We start from the raw sequence: 16,011 nt of genomic DNA, 5'->3' as shown, positions 1-16,011 counted from the left end.
CTCGATCAATTTAACTCATCCAATTTTAGAAAATAATTCCGTTTAAAAGAATCGTCTTCTGCTAAATGATTTAAAAATTGAAGTGCAGCATCCTCAGAGCAATCTTCTCGTAGACTACGTTCAATAAAGGCAATATCTACAAATCGATCTGCGATACCAGCACGTCCGACATCTAAAAAGTAGATTTGTGCATCATGACTTAAAAATACATTGCTGTCGGTTAGGTCACCATGACTAAATACATATTCTTCTTGGAAATTTTGCTGTTTTAGATCATCTAAGAATTCAGCAAAATTTTGATAACTGGACCAAAGCTTTAGATCTTTTTCATCATCATCCAATTCATCAAGTAAGCCATTTTCAATAAAGAATTCCGCCTCAGCTAATCGAAATTTTTTATTGGATATAAATGGACAGTTTTTTATTGAAATAGACTGTAATTGTGCCAAAGCATCTGTATAAATATCTATGAAAAATTGATCACTTTTTCCTGTGAAATCTTGTAAGGGTTTTGCGGGGACTGCCTTGCTGATCATGTACTCATTTTCATGGTCGGTATCCATTAAAACTAGCTCTGGAACATTGAGCTTTCCATCTAGCCAGTCGAGTATTTTTGCTTCACGTATGATACTATAAGTTGTTTGAGCATAAATTAGCTCAGTGGTTTTTAAATAGTATTTTTCATTATTTTTGGTAAAAGAATACACATCAGAAGGGGATTGTCCCACTTTATCTTTTTGTAATGGTTGATTTCCAATAAAACTTTTAAGACTTTGCGGAAGTGAAATTTTCATATCATTGATCATGCATTTATTGGTTTTATTTTATGATAATCATCTTTTAACTAGCCACATATTTAATATTATTTTTACATGATATAAATGATTTAAAAGAGACTGAATAATATTTTTGATAAGCGCAAAAACATGAGTGCTCTATAGCAACTAAATTATCATTAAATAGCCTAAGCAATTTATGTTTCTAGCTTAGTAAGCGGATCATGAAACATTTGAAAAACATAAAATTGTATTTTAATACGTTATGGATCTATTTAAATTCATGATAAGCACTTGATAAATTCTCCCGATAAGCTTCATGGGGAAAATCACGAGAATAGCTTCAAAAAAGCTAAAATATTCATTGTAATTTTATCTCAAGATTCTTATTATTGCTCGCTTGTTTGCACGATCAGCGGAACTGAAACTTGAGTAATTTTCTAACTGAAAACCTGATACATCGTGACGATGATTTTATGGTCATTCATAAGCCCGCAGGAATTCTCACAGTACCCGGAAAAACATTAGAACTACAAGATTGTGTGATCAACAGATTATTAAAGATAGAACCCAAAACATTACTTATTCATCGCCTAGATCGTGATACATCGGGCATTTTAATTTTTGCACTTTCAAAATCTGCTCAAAAAAGTATTTCCCGTCAATTCCAAGAACGTGAAACTTCAAAGACTTATCAAGCTCTCGTTGCAGGTCATTTGCAGGGTGAGGGTGAAATCAATGTGCCTGTTGTTTATGATCCAGCGCACCCTCCATTACATATTGCAGATCCAGATCACAATAAAGCGGCATTAACCCATTATCAAGTGATTGAACATTTAGAAATTCAGGGACAACCAGTAACGCGTGTGAAATTGACACCCATTACTGGACGATCTCATCAACTGCGTGTGCATATGCAATATTTAGGACACCCTATTATCGGTGATACTTTATATGCGACTGCTGCGCAACAACAGCTTATGCCTAGACTTTGTCTACATGCTGAACGATTGAGTTTTTATCACCCACAAACGAAGGAGCAGGTCGAGTTTTATTGTCAAGCTCCTTTTTAGGTAAAAACTTTTAAATAAATATTGAAAATGCTCATTTTTTAGTGAGCTTTATGTCAAAATGTATTGCGTAAAGGCGTAGAACTCTGATCAAATTATCTCCTGCTTTGAACTGAGTTTTGCAGACCCAAATTGAAATATAGGTGGAAAAATTGCAGCAATTTGCTATTGGTCAACGTTGGTTATCAGACACAGAAACCGAGCTAGGACTAGGCGTCCTGATTGATGTTGATGAACGTTCAATCAGTATCTTATTCCCAAAAAGTGACGAAACTCGTGTTTATGCGCGTAACAACGCACCTTTATCTCGTATTGTATTCAATATCAACGATGAAGTTCACGATCAAGAAGGCAATGCCTGGACTGTTGAATCGCTAGAAGATCGTCATGGTGTTATTCGCTATAACGTGATTCGTAAGCAAGAAGATGGAACTGAAGAGCGTAAATCTTTAAATGAAACGCGTATCGGTGCATCAATTCAGCTTTCTAAACCACTTGATCGTCTGCTCGCGAGTCAAATTGATTATAAAGAATGGTATGACTTGCGTATTGAAGCTTTGCAATTACAAGCCAATATGAAAAATAGTCCATTACGTGGCATGATCGGTGCGCGTGTTGGTCTAATTCCTCATCAGCTTTATATTGCGCATGAAGTGGGTAAACGTTTTGCTCCGCGTGTATTGCTTGCTGATGAAGTCGGTTTGGGGAAAACTATTGAAGCTGGGTTGATCATTCACCAACAATTGAAAACAGGTCGCTCAGAGCGTATTTTGATTTTGGTTCCTGATTCACTTCAGTATCAGTGGATGATTGAAATGCGCCGCCGTTTCAATTTGCAATTTTCATTATTTGATTTGACCCGTACGGCGTCGATCAAAGAGCATGATCCTGAACTCAATCCATTTTTAACTGAACAATGCATCATTGCTAGTGTCGATTTGATGATTGACCACGATGATTTGCGTGAACAAGCGATTGAAGCAGGTTTTGATCTACTCGTCGTCGACGAAGCGCATCATTTGATGTGGAGCGAAGAAGAGGGTGGTAATGACCGTTACGATCTTGTTGAAGAGTTTGCTGAATGCACACCGGGCGTACTTTTGCTTACTGCTACACCAGAACAACTGGGCGTAGAGAGCCATTTTGCTCGTTTACGCTTACTTGATCCTCAGCGTTTTAGTTCGCTTGATCGTTTCTTAGATGAAGAAGAACAATATCATCACACTGCAAAAATCGCTGAAGTTTTAATGTCTGATTTGGCTCTAGAAGATGAACATTTACAAGCAGTTGAAAAACTTCTTGGTCATCCGATTAGTGACGAACCAGAACAACGTTTCCGTGCAATTCATGAATTGCTTGATCGTCATGGTACAGGTCGTATTTTATTCCGTAATACACGTGAAGCGATTCAAGGATTCCCTGGACGTGATTGTCAGCCTGCTGCACTTCCTGCACCAGAAAACTGGTCGAAAGATGGTAAGCTCCGTGAGCAAATGTGGCCTGAAGAAGCTGCACTTGATGGATCATGGATGCAAACTGATCCACGTGTAAACTGGTTAATGGAAAGACTTCGTACTGATCTTAAACATAAAAAAGTGTTATTGATCGCACGTAGCGGACCTGTCGTTGAAGCGCTTGAAAATGCTTTACGTCTACATGCAGGTATTCGTACTGCTATGTTCCATGAAGCAATGAGCTTACTTGAGCGTGACCAAGCAGCAGCATATTTTGCTGAAGAGTCTTATGGTGCTCAGATTTTATTGTGTTCGGAAATTGGTTCTGAAGGGCGTAATTTCCAATTTGCTTCTGATCTCGTTTTATTTGATTTACCAGCAAATCCAGATGTCTTAGAACAACGTATCGGTCGTTTGGATCGTATCGGTCAAGAAAATCGTATCCAGATTCATGTGCCATATTTACTTGGTACTGCACAAGAGCGTATGTTCCGTTGGTATAACGAAGCACTCAATATTTTCAGTAATATTTCGCCAACTGCGCAAACATTGCAAGAAAATTTCATTGTAGATCTCAAAGATTGCTTGCTTGCAGACAAAGGTCAAGTATTTGAAGATTTGCTTGAAGAAGTTAATGTACAACGTCAGGCGCTCGAAACTGAGTTGCAAGATGGTCGTGACCGTTTGTTAGAATACAACTCATGCCGTCCGATGGTTGCTCAAGAAATTGTACAAGCACTTGAAGATTATGATGATAATACGACTTTGCCAATGTTTATGAAACGCTTTATGGCGTCAACAAATATTGATTTTGATGAGCAAAGCAACGGTACAGTGATCATCAAACCAACTGATCAAACTCAAGTTCAAGGTTTAGAGATTGATGAAGATGGTATGACCGTTACTTTCTATCGCGATCAAGCGCAAATCCGTGAAGATGCACAGTATTTGACACTAGAACATCCATTCACTGAAAGTGTGATGGAGATTATCAATACTCAAGCGTTTGGTAGTACAAATGTCGCATTATTAAAAACCAATGCGCTCAAACAAGGTTCAATCTTGCTTGAAGTTTGGTTTAAAGTAGATGTGATTGCGCCTAAGGCATTGAATCTGCCATCAAGCTTACCAACTCAGTTAATTCGTGTACTTTTAACTGAAAATGGTCAGGATATTTCTGCGAAACTTGATCCAGAAATCATCAAGCCTTATTTACATCACTTAGACAGCAACAGTTGTCGTCAAGTAGTGAAAGCACGCCGTGAAATCATTGAGCAACGTTATGCCGATGCTTTGAATATTGCTAAATCTGCTTTGCCTGCATTGAAAGAGCAAGCGAAAGAGATCTATGGCAATAAATGGCAATATGAAATTGATCGTTTGACTTATCTTAAACAATTCAATCCTAGCATTCGTACAGATGAAATCGAGCGTCTGCAAAAATTGCAAAATGAAGGTTTGAGTTTGTTGGATGGAATTGCTGTTACACCAGAAGCGATCCAGATCTTGGTTGTGGTTAAGCCATAACAAACAAAACAATAAAAAAAGCTCCTTAAGGAGCTTTTTTTATTGTTAAACAGGAGGGTTATCGCTCATTTATCAAAAGAGCTTAAATGGTTAAGTTATAAAGATACTGTAAAAGAAATATAGTTTATAAACAAAACCCCATTTTTATAATGGGATATATTCTCAATTTTGGAGTCAGTCGTTGTTTAAATCATCCCAGCTTCTTTCAACTCAAGCTTAATATAGGCATAGAAAATCGGAGCGACGATTAAACCAGCCAAACCAAACAAAGATTCACAGATCAGCATAGCCAACAACACTTCCCATGATTTCGCATGGATTTTAGTGCCGATAATTTTTGCATTGATAAAATATTCAAGTTTATGAATTAAAATCAAATAAATCAGCGCAATCGATGCAGTCATTACAGAGATCGTCAAACCTGTAATCACAATAATCGTATTTGAGATGAGATTGCCGACAATCGGAATGAGACCAAAAATAAAGGTCAAAATGACTAAAGTGTTGGCAAAAGGCAAATGAATGTCAAAAATTGGTAAAATAATATGCGAAAACACTAAAAATAAAATGGTATTAATCACAGAAATTTTAAACTGTGCAAAGACCACATTTTTAAAAGAAATAGATAAATTTTCGATGCGTTTAATCAAGGCGCGTTTAAAAGGTGGTTGACTTGGATCACGATGCAATTGATTTAAAGAAACCAAAATCCCGATGATCATCCCGATCACCATGGTCGCGATATTGTGCAGAAAATCTGTCCCCGTATGTTTGAGCGTAGATAGATTATCTTTCATTAAAGTTAAAGAATGATCTTTTAGCTCAGGTAGGGTATAGGGGATAAATCCTGGAATATACTGCGCGATTTCTTGTTGCAATTTTTGCAAAGTTGCGTCGATCTGATCACTGAGCACACTCATCCCAGTACCTTGGATATCGTGTTGCATAAAACTAATCAAACTGGTGATACCAAGCACAATTAGGGTGACGATGATCACACCTAAAATCACACTAATGGTCAAACGTGCCCTTTGCCCATCGATATATTTTTCAGTAATATTACCGAGCGAATTAATGATTTCAAAGATGACAAAACCTGCAAAAAAACTGGCAAGTAAATGTAAAGGAATCAAAGCAACCAGAAAAATAAGCATTAAAATATAACTTGCGATAATGCTATGTTTTTCATCAAAAAATTTGTACATAAGTTATACCAAATAACTTGCGTGTGCAGAAACGCGATGACCAATAAAAATTTATACAGTCAATTTAGGGTCATTCTATTTTAGACGACAGGATCGCCTAGTCATGATATGTCACAGACCCAATATATTTTGAGGGATAAACTTGTTACTTTATATAACGCCAATCTTAAAACGATGTGAATCAGATTGCATTAATAATTTATTACATTTTGAATATTATTTAAACAATAAGTGTTATTCTAAAAAATTTACAAGAAGTCATTACAGCAATTAAATTGATTGGTTTAGCTAGATGATTCATATAATAATAGACATAAATGAATAATCGCTAAACCATATTTATTAGTGATTTATTTAATTTTTGCTTCATCTAAATGACGTGATCCTTCTAAAATCATACGGATCATAATCATGGTTTGTTCGGCAACTAATTTACGTTCATCTTGTGGTAAATCAATCACTTTTGCACCCATATTGAAGACTAACTGAGTGATTGCTTTTGCAACGAGGTCGGGATGCGCCAATTTGCTATTATTAAAACGTTCTAAACGGATTAAATCATCCTGTAATTCTTGCTGGAAATAATTGAGCTGACTTTCAACGGCTTTTTTATATGAATCTGAACCTGTATAGCCTTCACGAAGTAATAGACTGAGATTACCTTCATCAACATTAAGTTGTTCTATAAAGACTTCTACCGAACTGCGGATAATACTGCTTTGCTTCGGTGCTTTGAGGCGAGCTTCATGCAAAATTTGACGTAAAACCAAGCCTGAACGCTCAATAAGTTCGATTGCAAGTTGGTCTAAATCTTTGAAATGTCGATAAAAACTATTTGGTGCAATACCAGCTTCACGTGCAACTTCTCTTAAACTTAAAGATGCGATACTTTTCTGTGGACCAATTAAGTGTAGTGTTGCTTCGAATAATTCTTCTTTGGTAATGGTTGCTTTTCTTCCGACCGTACGAACTGGAGCCTTCATAGGAGCTAACTCAGAAGGATCTGGTAATTCAAAAAAATCATCAAAGTTCGAGGATGGTTTCATATATATCAAGCAAATAAAGCAATTTTAAGCATTATAGCCCTTCGAGCCAAAATTAGAAATGTCTGGATACAATACAGGTGTATATACAAATATATATACATGTGTATAATAATTCAAAATTCATCGCGTGGTACGAAAACTATGCAAGCTATCCAAAAGACTAAATCGCCTGTAAATGCTTTGGTTGACAGCGTTTATGACAGAAATATGGCAAATTTTTGGCTTCAAAAAATCAATACACTTTGGTCTGTAAATCAGGCTTTGGGGAAAATCGTAAAAAAAGAACAAGTTGCAAATGACATGGTCACTTTGACCATTCGTTGCAATCGTATCTTTAAAAAAGCACAAGCAGGGCAACATCACCCAGTTTTGATTGAAATTAATGGGCGTACTTATGAACGTACCTATAGTCTCTGCAATCTCGATCAAGATCATGTGCAATTGACTGTAAAACACGTCGATCAAGGCGTAGTCAGTACTTGGTTGTGTGAAACTGCTCAAGTCGGTGATGTACTGAAATTTGGTCGACCTTATGGTGAAATGACCTTAGATAAAGTACAAGAACCTTTGGTATTACTAGCAGCGGGCAGTGGTATTACACCGATGTATAGTATGTTGCAAGCATTGGCCCAAGCTAAGAAATTACAAAATCAACCGATTCATTTATTGTATTGGGTGAAGAAAAAAGGCGATGCTGCATTTCTTGATATATTTGAAAATTGGGCAAAGTCATATGCCAATGTTGAATTTCAAGTTTTTTATACTCAAGAAAATGATGCCGATGAGCGTTTGAATAGCGCACATTTAGATACCATTCGCCATATTGACCAAGCAACAGTATTTGCCTGCGGACCTTCAGGTTTTGTTGCAACGGCAGAAGGCCTTTTTGATCAAGCAAAATATTTCCAAAGTGAAGCATTTAGCCTCTCACCGACTGTAAATGATGATGTCGGCTTTGTGAATATTACCTTAACCAAATCTAATAAAGTTCTTGCCGTTGCAAAAGGTGAATCCATTTTAACAGCGCTTGAACAACAAAATGTTAAACCAACGTATGGCTGCCGTATGGGTATTTGCCATAAATGTGTGTGTCAAAAAGTTCAAGGATCTACCAAAAATTTACTTGATGGTGCAGTCAATCCTGAACCGAACAACCAAATCAAAATTTGCGTCAACTCAGCTCAGTCTGACCTTGTCATTGATCTATAAGCGAGTACATCTATGAATATGCCAGTTCAATTTCAATATTTTAAAAATCCTAAAAATCGTGATTTAACACCAGCAGAATTAGATGAATTAGCACGTGAATTGGATGCGATTCGTCAAGAAGTATTGGATGATTTAGGTGAAAAAGATGCGAAATACATCCGCCGAATTTATTCAACAGTACGTTATAGCAGCATGCTTGGACGCGCATGTTTATTTGCAGGATGGTTTCCACCAGCATGGCTTTTGGGTACAGGATTGCTTGGTGTTTCAAAGATTTTGGAAAATATGGAACTCGGTCACAATGTCATGCACGGACAATATGACTGGATGAATGATCCAAAATTTGATGGTAAATCTTTCGAATGGGATACCGTTGGTACTTCTGACAACTGGCGTCAAACGCATAACTATAAGCATCATACTTATACCAATATCAAAGGGATGGATGATGACATCGGTTATGGTTTAGTGCGTTTATTCCCAGAGCAACGTTGGAGATGGGGTTATGTATTTCAGCCTCTATATAGCATTCCATTTTGTACCTTGTTCCAGTGGGGGGTTGCGATCCAAAACCTTGAAATAGGTAAAGTATTTAGTGGTCGTAAAACCAAAGCTGAGTTCAAAAAAGAATGGCAGCCTGCGCAAAAGAAAATAGCTAAGCAATTATTTAAAGACTATGTATTTTTCCCATTGATTGCGGGACCTGCTGCATTACCTGTATTTGCTGGCAATTTTGTTGCAAATGGTATTCGTAATGTTTGGACTTTTAGTGTGATTTTTTGTGGACATTTCACAAAAGATGTTGAGGTATTTCCTAAGTCTGTTATGCAGAATGAAAGCCGTGGGCATTGGTATATGCGTCAAATCCGTGGTTCTTCAAACTTATCTGGAACAGAAGCATTTCATATTTTGACAGGGCATTTGAGCCATCAGATCGAGCATCATTTGTATCCTGATATTCCTGCGCGTCGCTACCGTAAAATGGCGCCTAAAGTTGAAGCTGTTTGCAAAAAATATGGTCTTAACTACAACAACGGCTCAATGTTGAAACAATACAGCCAAGTGATTGGACGTATTTTTAAATATGCATTGCCATTTAAGAAATAATTGATATTTGACGTTTTAAATTAAGCCACTTTCGAGTGGCTTTTTTACTTATTTATTTCATGATTTTTGTGTATAAAATGAGGTATGAATAATAGGAATAAGAAAATGCAAAATAATTTACAACGAATTGAACAATGGTTATCCCAACATGCTCCCAAAATTAAACAGGATTCGCTAAACCCTCCTGCGACTTTGCAACAACTAAATGAATTAGAACAACTGATTAAACAACCATTACCAGAAGACTTTAAGGCACTATATCTTTGGCATAATGGTTTAAATGATGATCGTAATTTAGGAAATCTATTTTATGCGATGGATTTTTTCCCTATCGAGCAGGTCATTGAACAGGTCCAACGACGCGCAGATATGGTAGATCAATTGATTGCACTACATCATGCTGATCCAGAAATTGATGCTCAAAATGTATTTAATCCACTTTGGATCAAATTTGCTTTTGATGGTGGGGAAACAAGTTTGTATTTGGACTTAGCACCAAGCACTTCGGGAAAGGTGGGGCAAGTCATTTTTATTGATGATGAATATGAGATTGGGCTATGTGTCGCCAATTCAATTCAGGTATTAATAGCGGATTTTGCAAATGATTTAGAACGTGATTTATATAGTTTGGATGAAGATGCTTTAGAAGATGAAAATGAGTTTTTAGTTTGTGATGATCGTATTGATATTATTAACTGGTCAGCGAGTGAAAGATGGACAAGACCGAGTTTTGAATAATTCAAAATCTATTTTTTTTAATAGATCTCTTTCATAAATCTAAAATATACAATCATTTATCGTTTTGAAAGTTAATACAGCAAGTCCTTTCTCTCTTTGGGAGAAGCTTAGGATGTGGCTAAATATAGAATAGAATCCTCACCCAGATAAATATGATTTATTTATGCTTAATTCATAAACAAATCATAACCCATTCGTCCAATCAAAAAGATTAACAAGATTAGAAAGAATATTCGTATAAATCCGCTACCAAGTTTAAAGGCTAAGATCGTGCCGCAGATCGCACCGATAAAGCCGAAAACTGCCATATATACCCCCGTGAACCATAAAACATGTCCAGCAGGTGCAAAGAAAAAGAGGGCAGCACTAAAAGTGGCGATATTGACGAGTTTTGCTGAAGCGACAGCATGGATAAAATCAAAAGCGAAAACTTTGATGAATAAAAATAGTAAAAAGCTACCAGATCCTGGACCAAAAACACCGTCATAAAAGCCGATTAATCCACCAAATATCACGCCCAAAGCAATCTCTCTCGGGCCAAATTGGACAGCAGTATGGACTTGTCCTAGATCTTTTTTGGCAAAGGTATAGATTGCCATCAAGATTAATAGGATAAATACCGCATATTGCATCAGTTGTTTGGGAATGAGCGATACGGATAGAGCACCGATATAGGCAAATATAAATGCCGATAGCATCGTGGGTAAAATCAATTTCCACGAGATGGTGACACGCCGCATAAAGCCCAGAGCAGAGGACGTTGCACCTGCAATAGCAACGACTTTATTGGTTCCGAAGATCGTGGCTAAACTTTGATTTGGGAATGCATACATCAAAGCCGGTACGATGAGTAAGCCGCCTCCACCTACCGTTGCATCAACAAATCCACCACAGAATGCAAAAAATGCAAGGGCAAGATTAAAGTGTTCTAAGTCGAGCATATTCTGCAGCTTATTGTTCAATCCTTGAGAATTGATCATAAATTAAAATTGATACATTTCATATTATTATTCAAATTATTTTGATCAATTAAACTGAAGCATATTAAAGTTTTTCGTATAAAAAACCATGCATAAGGCATGGTTTTTGGGATAAATATTGAAGATGCAAATAGGTACTATTTAAATTGTACGGAACCATTTGCACTGACAGTAATCGTAGATTCACCAGCTGCCATTTCTTGAGCAGGTGCTGAATCGGCTGCAAATTTAGCCATACTTACACGTGCGCCCATGATCGGTTGAGGATAAGAACGATTGGTGTTGATATTGAGGTTCACGAGGTTATAGCCTGATTTATTCCAAGCATTACTCATAATCTGTGCTCGTTGCTGGAAGTTTTTAGAGGCTTCTACAATGAGTTCATTTTCAACTTTAATACGTTGTTCATCGGAAACTGTAAAGTTGATCGCCTGAGTTTGGAAGTTTTGTTGTAGTTCACTAATCAATTGGCTGGCTGCTTTAAAATCTTTACTTTCGATGTTGATTTCTGCACGACCACGCCATTCTTTGAGTTTTTGGTTGTCATTGTCATAAACAGGGTAAGTGGTTTGCGAACCTGTATCGACCTTGATTTGCGGATATTTGCGGGCAAGGGCTTGAGCTTGATTCATCAATTGGCTGATTTCTGATGACAACTGCGCTGGTTGTTTGTTGGTTTTTTCTATAAACATGACAGCGTGCATTTCATCATTTGATACTTTGCGATTGGCTTCAGCTTGGATATTGACGACATTATAGTTGATGTCGTTATTTGAATTTGTGGCAGCAAATGCGCTATTGAGCAAGCTTGTAGATAACAATACTGATGATAGGATGAGCGATCGCATATTAAATCCTTGAATGAAAATTGTTTAATCGAAAAAATGCAATTTTTATATATTTTTCATGGTAAATGTCCCATTTGAAATACGTGAGGAGTTTTTGTGGTGACTTTGTAATGTTTTTCAGTATTATAGTGACTGATATTTTTAAATATTTATAAATAAAATCAATAATTTGAATTGCATGCATCTGCACGATATATATTTAAAAATAATTGCAAAATTTACAGGGCAAATTTATGGTTTTTCTTTGCTTTGTCACATAGTATGATGATAATTCTATGATCCAGTTTGTGCATATTTGAAATAGCAAAAACTATTTGCGTGATAAGGACATAAAAGGCATTTATTTTTTTTTAAAAAGCTGTATGATCGCGCTCCTAGTTATGAAAAATCAAAGAGCTCTGACTAGAATTCTATAAAGCACCGAGTCAAAGGACCGCAAGTCACCCGACTTATTTTCTTCAACCCATATCAGAGATGGTAATTCGATATGAGCGTTACTTCTGTAAACCCTGCCACCAATTCTACTAACGAATACTACTTGACTCGCCAAAGTCAGATGGAATCCAATGTACGTAGTTATCCACGTAAATTACCGTTAGCGATCGCGAAAGCACAAGGTTGTTGGGTTACCGATGTTGAAGGTACAAAATACCTCGATTGTTTAGCTGGGGCAGGAACGTTGGCATTAGGCCATAACCATCCTGCGGTGATTCAAAGTATTCAAGACACTATAGCAAGTGGTCTTCCTTTACATACTTTAGACTTAACGACGCCGTTAAAAGATGCATTTACTGAGGCATTACTTGAAAATTTACCAGGCGGTAAAGAAGAGTATTGTTTGCAGTTCTGTGGTCCATCTGGTGCAGATGCGACTGAAGCGGCGATCAAACTTGCCAAAACTTATACTGGACGTGGTTCAGTGATTAGTTTCTCTGGTGGTTATCATGGTATGACACATGGTTCACTAGCGATGACTGGCAATTTAAGTGCTAAAAATGCTGTAAATAATTTAATGCCAGGCGTGCAATTTATGCCTTATCCGCATGAGTACCGTTGCCCATTGGGGATCGGTGGTGAAGCGGGTGTTGATGCATTAACTTATTATTTTGAACAATTTATCGAAGACGTTGAAAGCGGTGTAACAAAACCTGCTGCTGTGATCTTGGAAGCAATCCAAGGTGAAGGTGGTGTCGTTATTGCGCCTACAAAATGGCTTCAAAAAATTCGTGAAGTGACTGAACGTCATAACATCGTTTTAATTCTTGACGAAGTTCAAGCTGGTTTTGCCCGTTCAGGTAAAATGTTTGCATTTGAACACGCAGGTATTGAACCTGATGTTGTGGTGATGTCTAAAGCAGTTGGCGGTAGCTTACCGCTTGCAGTGCTTGGTATTAAACGTAAGTTTGACGCTTGGCAACCTGCAGGTCACACGGGTACTTTCCGTGGTAACCAACTTGCAATGGGTACTGGTCTTGCAACAATCAACACCATCAAAGAGCAAAACTTGGCGAAAAATGCTGAGGAACGTGGTGCATTCTTACAAGCTGAAATCAAAAAATTAGCTGAAGAATTCCCATGTATCGGTCACGTTCGTGGTCGTGGTTTGATGCTTGGCGTTGAAATCATTGATGAACGTCAACAACCGAATCATTTGGGTGCATATCCTGCTGATTCTCAATTGGCTGCTGCTATTCAAACTGCATGTTTCGACAACAAACTCTTACTTGAAAAAGGTGGTCGTAGCGGTACTGTAATTCGTTTACTTTGCCCATTGATCATCACTCAAGAAGAATGTGTTGAAGTTGTGGCACGTATCAAAAAAGCAATTGCTGAAGCATTGGTTGCTGTGCGAGGCGCTCAATAATGGTTGATTTTGCAGAACATCGTAAAGCGTTACTCTGCAATGATGCACAATCTATCGCTGACTATCAGTCGGCGATGGATCAGGCAGTAAAAGCTGTTGCTGCATGGTTGCAAAATGACAAGATGTATACTGGGGGTAGCATTAAAGAGTTGCGTAGTGCAATTTCTTTTAATGCTCAAAAAGAAGGTTTAGGACTTGAACAGTCACTAAATCGTATGGTTGAACTATTTTTAAATAAAAGTTTAAAAGTTCATCATCCTCATTCTCTAGCACATTTGCATTGCCCAACGATGGTTGCGAGCCAAATTGCCGAAGTGTTGATCAATGCGACTAACCAGTCTATGGACTCTTGGGATCAAAGCCCAGCGGGTTCATTGATGGAAGTACAATTGATTGATTGGCTTCGTCAAAAAGTGGGTTATGGTGCAGGTGAAGCAGGCGTATTTACCTCAGGTGGTACACAATCAAACTTGATGGGTGTATTACTTGCACGTGATGCTTGTATTGCTAAAAACTACAAAGACGAAAATGGTCAGCCGTGGTCAGTACAACGTGATGGTATTCCAAGCGAAGCAATGAAAACTGTCAAAGTCATTTGTTCTGAAAATGCACATTTCTCTGTGCAAAAGAACATGGCAATGATGGGTATGGGCTTCCAGTCTGTAGTGACTGTACCTGTCAATGAAAATGCCCAAATGGATGTTGATGCTCTAGAAAAAACGATGGCGCATTTACAAGCTGAAGGCAAGATCGTGGCATGTGTAGTGGCAACTGCAGGTACAACGGATGCTGGTGCGATTGATCCATTAAAGCAAATTCGTGAAATTACTACGAAATACGGCGCATGGATGCATATTGATGCAGCATGGGGCGGGGCGTTGATTCTTTCAAATGATCATCGTTCAATGTTGGATGGTATCGAGTTATCTGATTCAGTAACGCTTGATTTCCATAAACATTATTTCCAAACGATTTCATGCGGTGCGTTCTTGTTAAAAGATCCAGCTAACTATCGTTTTATGCATTATGAAGCTGAGTATCTTAACTCTGCTTATGATGAAGAACATGGTGTGCCAAATCTTGTTTCAAAATCATTGCAAACGACTCGTCGATTTGATGCGTTGAAACTTTGGATGACAATCGAAGCGCTTGGTGAAGAACTTTATGGTTCGATGATTGACCATGGTGTTGAATTGACACGTGATGTTGCAGATTATATCAAAGCAACTGATGGTCTAGAGCTATTGGTTGAACCTCAATTTGCATCGGTATTATTCCGTGTAGTGCCAGAGGCTTATCCAGTCGAGTTACTTGATACATTGAATCAAAACGTAGCAGACGAATTGTTTGCGCGTGGTGAAGCAAATATTGGTGTGACTAAAGTTGGCAATGTTCAATCATTGAAAATGACCACTTTAAGCCCAGTTGCTACGCTTGAAAATGTTAAAAACTTGCTTGATTTAGTCGTTGCAGAGGCAGACCGTATCAAAGGTCCGATTCAGCAAGGTACTTATACTCCTGCGATTGATTAATCACTGTATTCATCAATAAAAAACCCAGTTTTAAAACTGGGTTTTTTATTTAGAAATGAAAAGTTTATCAAATTGATAAATTCAATATCAGCTGAATTTAGGTTTTATCATAATTTGATTCGTTTGTTTGAAATTTTTCAAAACAATGTAAGATTTTATGTGCCCAATAAAATCACAAGCCAACAATCGCTCAGTGACAAAATGTGAAAGTTGTTCCAAATTTTCAGCAACAACTTTGAGCATATAGTCGGCATCTCCGCTTAAAGAAAAAGCCTCCTGAATCTGATCTTCACATTCAATCAAATCTTGAAAAGCCTGTTTTGATACCGCACCGTGCGTACTCAAATTGACATGGACCATGGCCATGACTTGTATTCCAAGTGCTTGGGGAAGAATTCGAGCGGTATAACCCAAAATAATTCCTTTTTGTTCTAAGACCTGTCGCCTTCTAGAACATTGCGAAGCTGACAATCCAATCGTGTCACCAATTTCTTGGTTGGTTAAACGTCCATTGCGTTGTAATGCTTGTATGATTTGCCAATCAAACTTATCCATTGCAGAAAATCCTTTTATGATACACAGATCATGCATATTGCAAAAAATCTGTTTCTATTATGCATGAAATATAAAAATGAAATGCAATATTATTTTTCTA

At 37.5% G+C, this 16,011-nt stretch carries 13 protein-coding genes; 7 read left to right on the top strand and 6 right to left on the bottom strand.

Annotated elements, in window-relative coordinates:
* Positions 1 to 5 precede the first annotated feature (5 nt).
* Positions 6 to 788, bottom strand: coding sequence for an APH(3') family aminoglycoside O-phosphotransferase (locus F960_RS07190; RefSeq protein ID WP_035373261.1), 783 nt, complete (start codon positions 786 to 788; stop codon positions 6 to 8).
* A 416-nt stretch (positions 789 to 1,204) separates the two neighbouring features.
* On the opposite strand from F960_RS07190, the gene F960_RS07185 reads away from it, so the two are divergent.
* Complete coding sequence (locus F960_RS07185; protein ID WP_035373254.1) at positions 1,205 to 1,849, top strand: RluA family pseudouridine synthase; 645 nt, start codon at positions 1,205 to 1,207, stop codon at positions 1,847 to 1,849.
* 140 nt (positions 1,850 to 1,989) lie between these two features.
* The gene (gene rapA, locus F960_RS07180; protein ID WP_020846694.1) at positions 1,990 to 4,827 is read left to right on the top strand and encodes an RNA polymerase-associated protein RapA; all 2,838 of its coding nucleotides are present in this window, start codon (positions 1,990 to 1,992) and stop codon (positions 4,825 to 4,827) included.
* 185 nt (positions 4,828 to 5,012) lie between these two features.
* Here rapA and F960_RS07175 read toward each other — a convergent pair whose 3' ends face one another.
* Positions 5,013 to 6,032: an AI-2E family transporter gene (locus F960_RS07175; protein WP_004861461.1), complete on the bottom strand. Its 1,020-nt coding sequence runs from the start codon at positions 6,030 to 6,032 to the stop codon at positions 5,013 to 5,015.
* Between the two features lie 350 nt (positions 6,033 to 6,382).
* Complete coding sequence (fabR, locus tag F960_RS07170) at positions 6,383 to 7,015, bottom strand: HTH-type transcriptional repressor FabR (protein ID WP_228134734.1); 633 nt, start codon at positions 7,013 to 7,015, stop codon at positions 6,383 to 6,385.
* A 204-nt stretch (positions 7,016 to 7,219) separates the two neighbouring features.
* Between fabR and F960_RS07165 the strand changes: the two genes are divergently transcribed.
* The 3 genes from F960_RS07165 (at position 7,220) to F960_RS07155 (ending at position 10,132) form a co-directional block, all read left to right on the top strand.
* On the top strand, positions 7,220 to 8,287 hold the full coding sequence (locus F960_RS07165) for a flavin reductase family protein (protein WP_020846695.1): 1,068 nt from the start codon (positions 7,220 to 7,222) through the stop codon (positions 8,285 to 8,287).
* A 12-nt stretch (positions 8,288 to 8,299) separates the two neighbouring features.
* Entirely contained in the window at positions 8,300 to 9,394 is a 1,095-nt protein-coding gene (locus F960_RS07160; protein ID WP_004861453.1) for a fatty acid desaturase family protein, read from the top strand.
* Between the two features lie 105 nt (positions 9,395 to 9,499).
* On the top strand, positions 9,500 to 10,132 hold the full coding sequence (locus F960_RS07155) for an SMI1/KNR4 family protein (protein WP_004861450.1): 633 nt from the start codon (positions 9,500 to 9,502) through the stop codon (positions 10,130 to 10,132).
* A gap of 167 nt (positions 10,133 to 10,299) precedes the next feature.
* On the opposite strand, the gene F960_RS07150 is transcribed toward F960_RS07155, so the two are convergent.
* Positions 10,300 to 11,073 (bottom strand): TSUP family transporter, encoded by a 774-nt coding sequence (locus tag F960_RS07150; RefSeq protein WP_020846696.1) that lies wholly within the window; start codon positions 11,071 to 11,073, stop codon positions 10,300 to 10,302.
* 176 nt (positions 11,074 to 11,249) lie between these two features.
* Positions 11,250 to 11,960, bottom strand: a complete 711-nt coding sequence (locus tag F960_RS07145; RefSeq protein ID WP_004861443.1) for an SIMPL domain-containing protein — start codon at positions 11,958 to 11,960, stop codon at positions 11,250 to 11,252.
* Positions 11,961 to 12,447: 487 nt separating this feature from the next.
* Between F960_RS07145 and F960_RS07140 the strand changes: the two genes are divergently transcribed.
* Both F960_RS07140 and F960_RS07135 read left to right on the top strand, forming a co-directional pair.
* Entirely contained in the window at positions 12,448 to 13,824 is a 1,377-nt protein-coding gene (locus tag F960_RS07140) for a diaminobutyrate--2-oxoglutarate transaminase (RefSeq protein ID WP_004861440.1), read from the top strand.
* Entirely contained in the window at positions 13,824 to 15,356 is a 1,533-nt protein-coding gene (locus F960_RS07135) for a pyridoxal phosphate-dependent decarboxylase family protein (RefSeq protein ID WP_004861437.1), read from the top strand. Before F960_RS07140 ends, F960_RS07135 begins: the two co-directional genes overlap by 1 nt.
* Positions 15,357 to 15,443: 87 nt before the next feature.
* Here the strand turns inward: F960_RS07135 and F960_RS07130 are convergent, their stop codons facing one another.
* Entirely contained in the window at positions 15,444 to 15,911 is a 468-nt protein-coding gene (locus F960_RS07130; RefSeq protein WP_004861434.1) for an Lrp/AsnC family transcriptional regulator, read from the bottom strand.
* Positions 15,912 to 16,011 lie beyond the last annotated feature (100 nt).

It is taken from the genome of Acinetobacter gerneri DSM 14967 = CIP 107464 = MTCC 9824 (genome assembly GCF_000368565.1).
In the GTDB taxonomy this organism is placed as follows: domain Bacteria; phylum Pseudomonadota; class Gammaproteobacteria; order Pseudomonadales; family Moraxellaceae; genus Acinetobacter; species Acinetobacter gerneri.
The sequence above is the reverse complement of the archived record's forward strand: the minus strand, read 5'-3'. Positions and strand labels throughout refer to the sequence as shown.

Coding starts and splice junctions, on each gene's coding strand:
- F960_RS07155 (WP_004861450.1), top strand. CDS start 9,500: ATGCAAAATAATTTACAACGAATTGAACAATGGTTATCCCAACATGCT.
- F960_RS07130 (WP_004861434.1), bottom strand. CDS start 15,911: ATGGATAAGTTTGATTGGCAAATCATACAAGCATTACAACGCAATGGA.
- F960_RS07160 (WP_004861453.1), top strand. CDS start 8,300: ATGAATATGCCAGTTCAATTTCAATATTTTAAAAATCCTAAAAATCGT.
- F960_RS07140 (WP_004861440.1), top strand. CDS start 12,448: ATGAGCGTTACTTCTGTAAACCCTGCCACCAATTCTACTAACGAATAC.
- F960_RS07165 (WP_020846695.1), top strand. CDS start 7,220: ATGCAAGCTATCCAAAAGACTAAATCGCCTGTAAATGCTTTGGTTGAC.
- F960_RS07135 (WP_004861437.1), top strand. CDS start 13,824: ATGGTTGATTTTGCAGAACATCGTAAAGCGTTACTCTGCAATGATGCA.
- F960_RS07145 (WP_004861443.1), bottom strand. CDS start 11,960: ATGCGATCGCTCATCCTATCATCAGTATTGTTATCTACAAGCTTGCTC.
- fabR (WP_228134734.1), bottom strand. CDS start 7,015: ATGAAGGCTCCAGTTCGTACGGTCGGAAGAAAAGCAACCATTACCAAA.
- F960_RS07175 (WP_004861461.1), bottom strand. CDS start 6,032: ATGTACAAATTTTTTGATGAAAAACATAGCATTATCGCAAGTTATATT.
- F960_RS07150 (WP_020846696.1), bottom strand. CDS start 11,073: ATGCTCGACTTAGAACACTTTAATCTTGCCCTTGCATTTTTTGCATTC.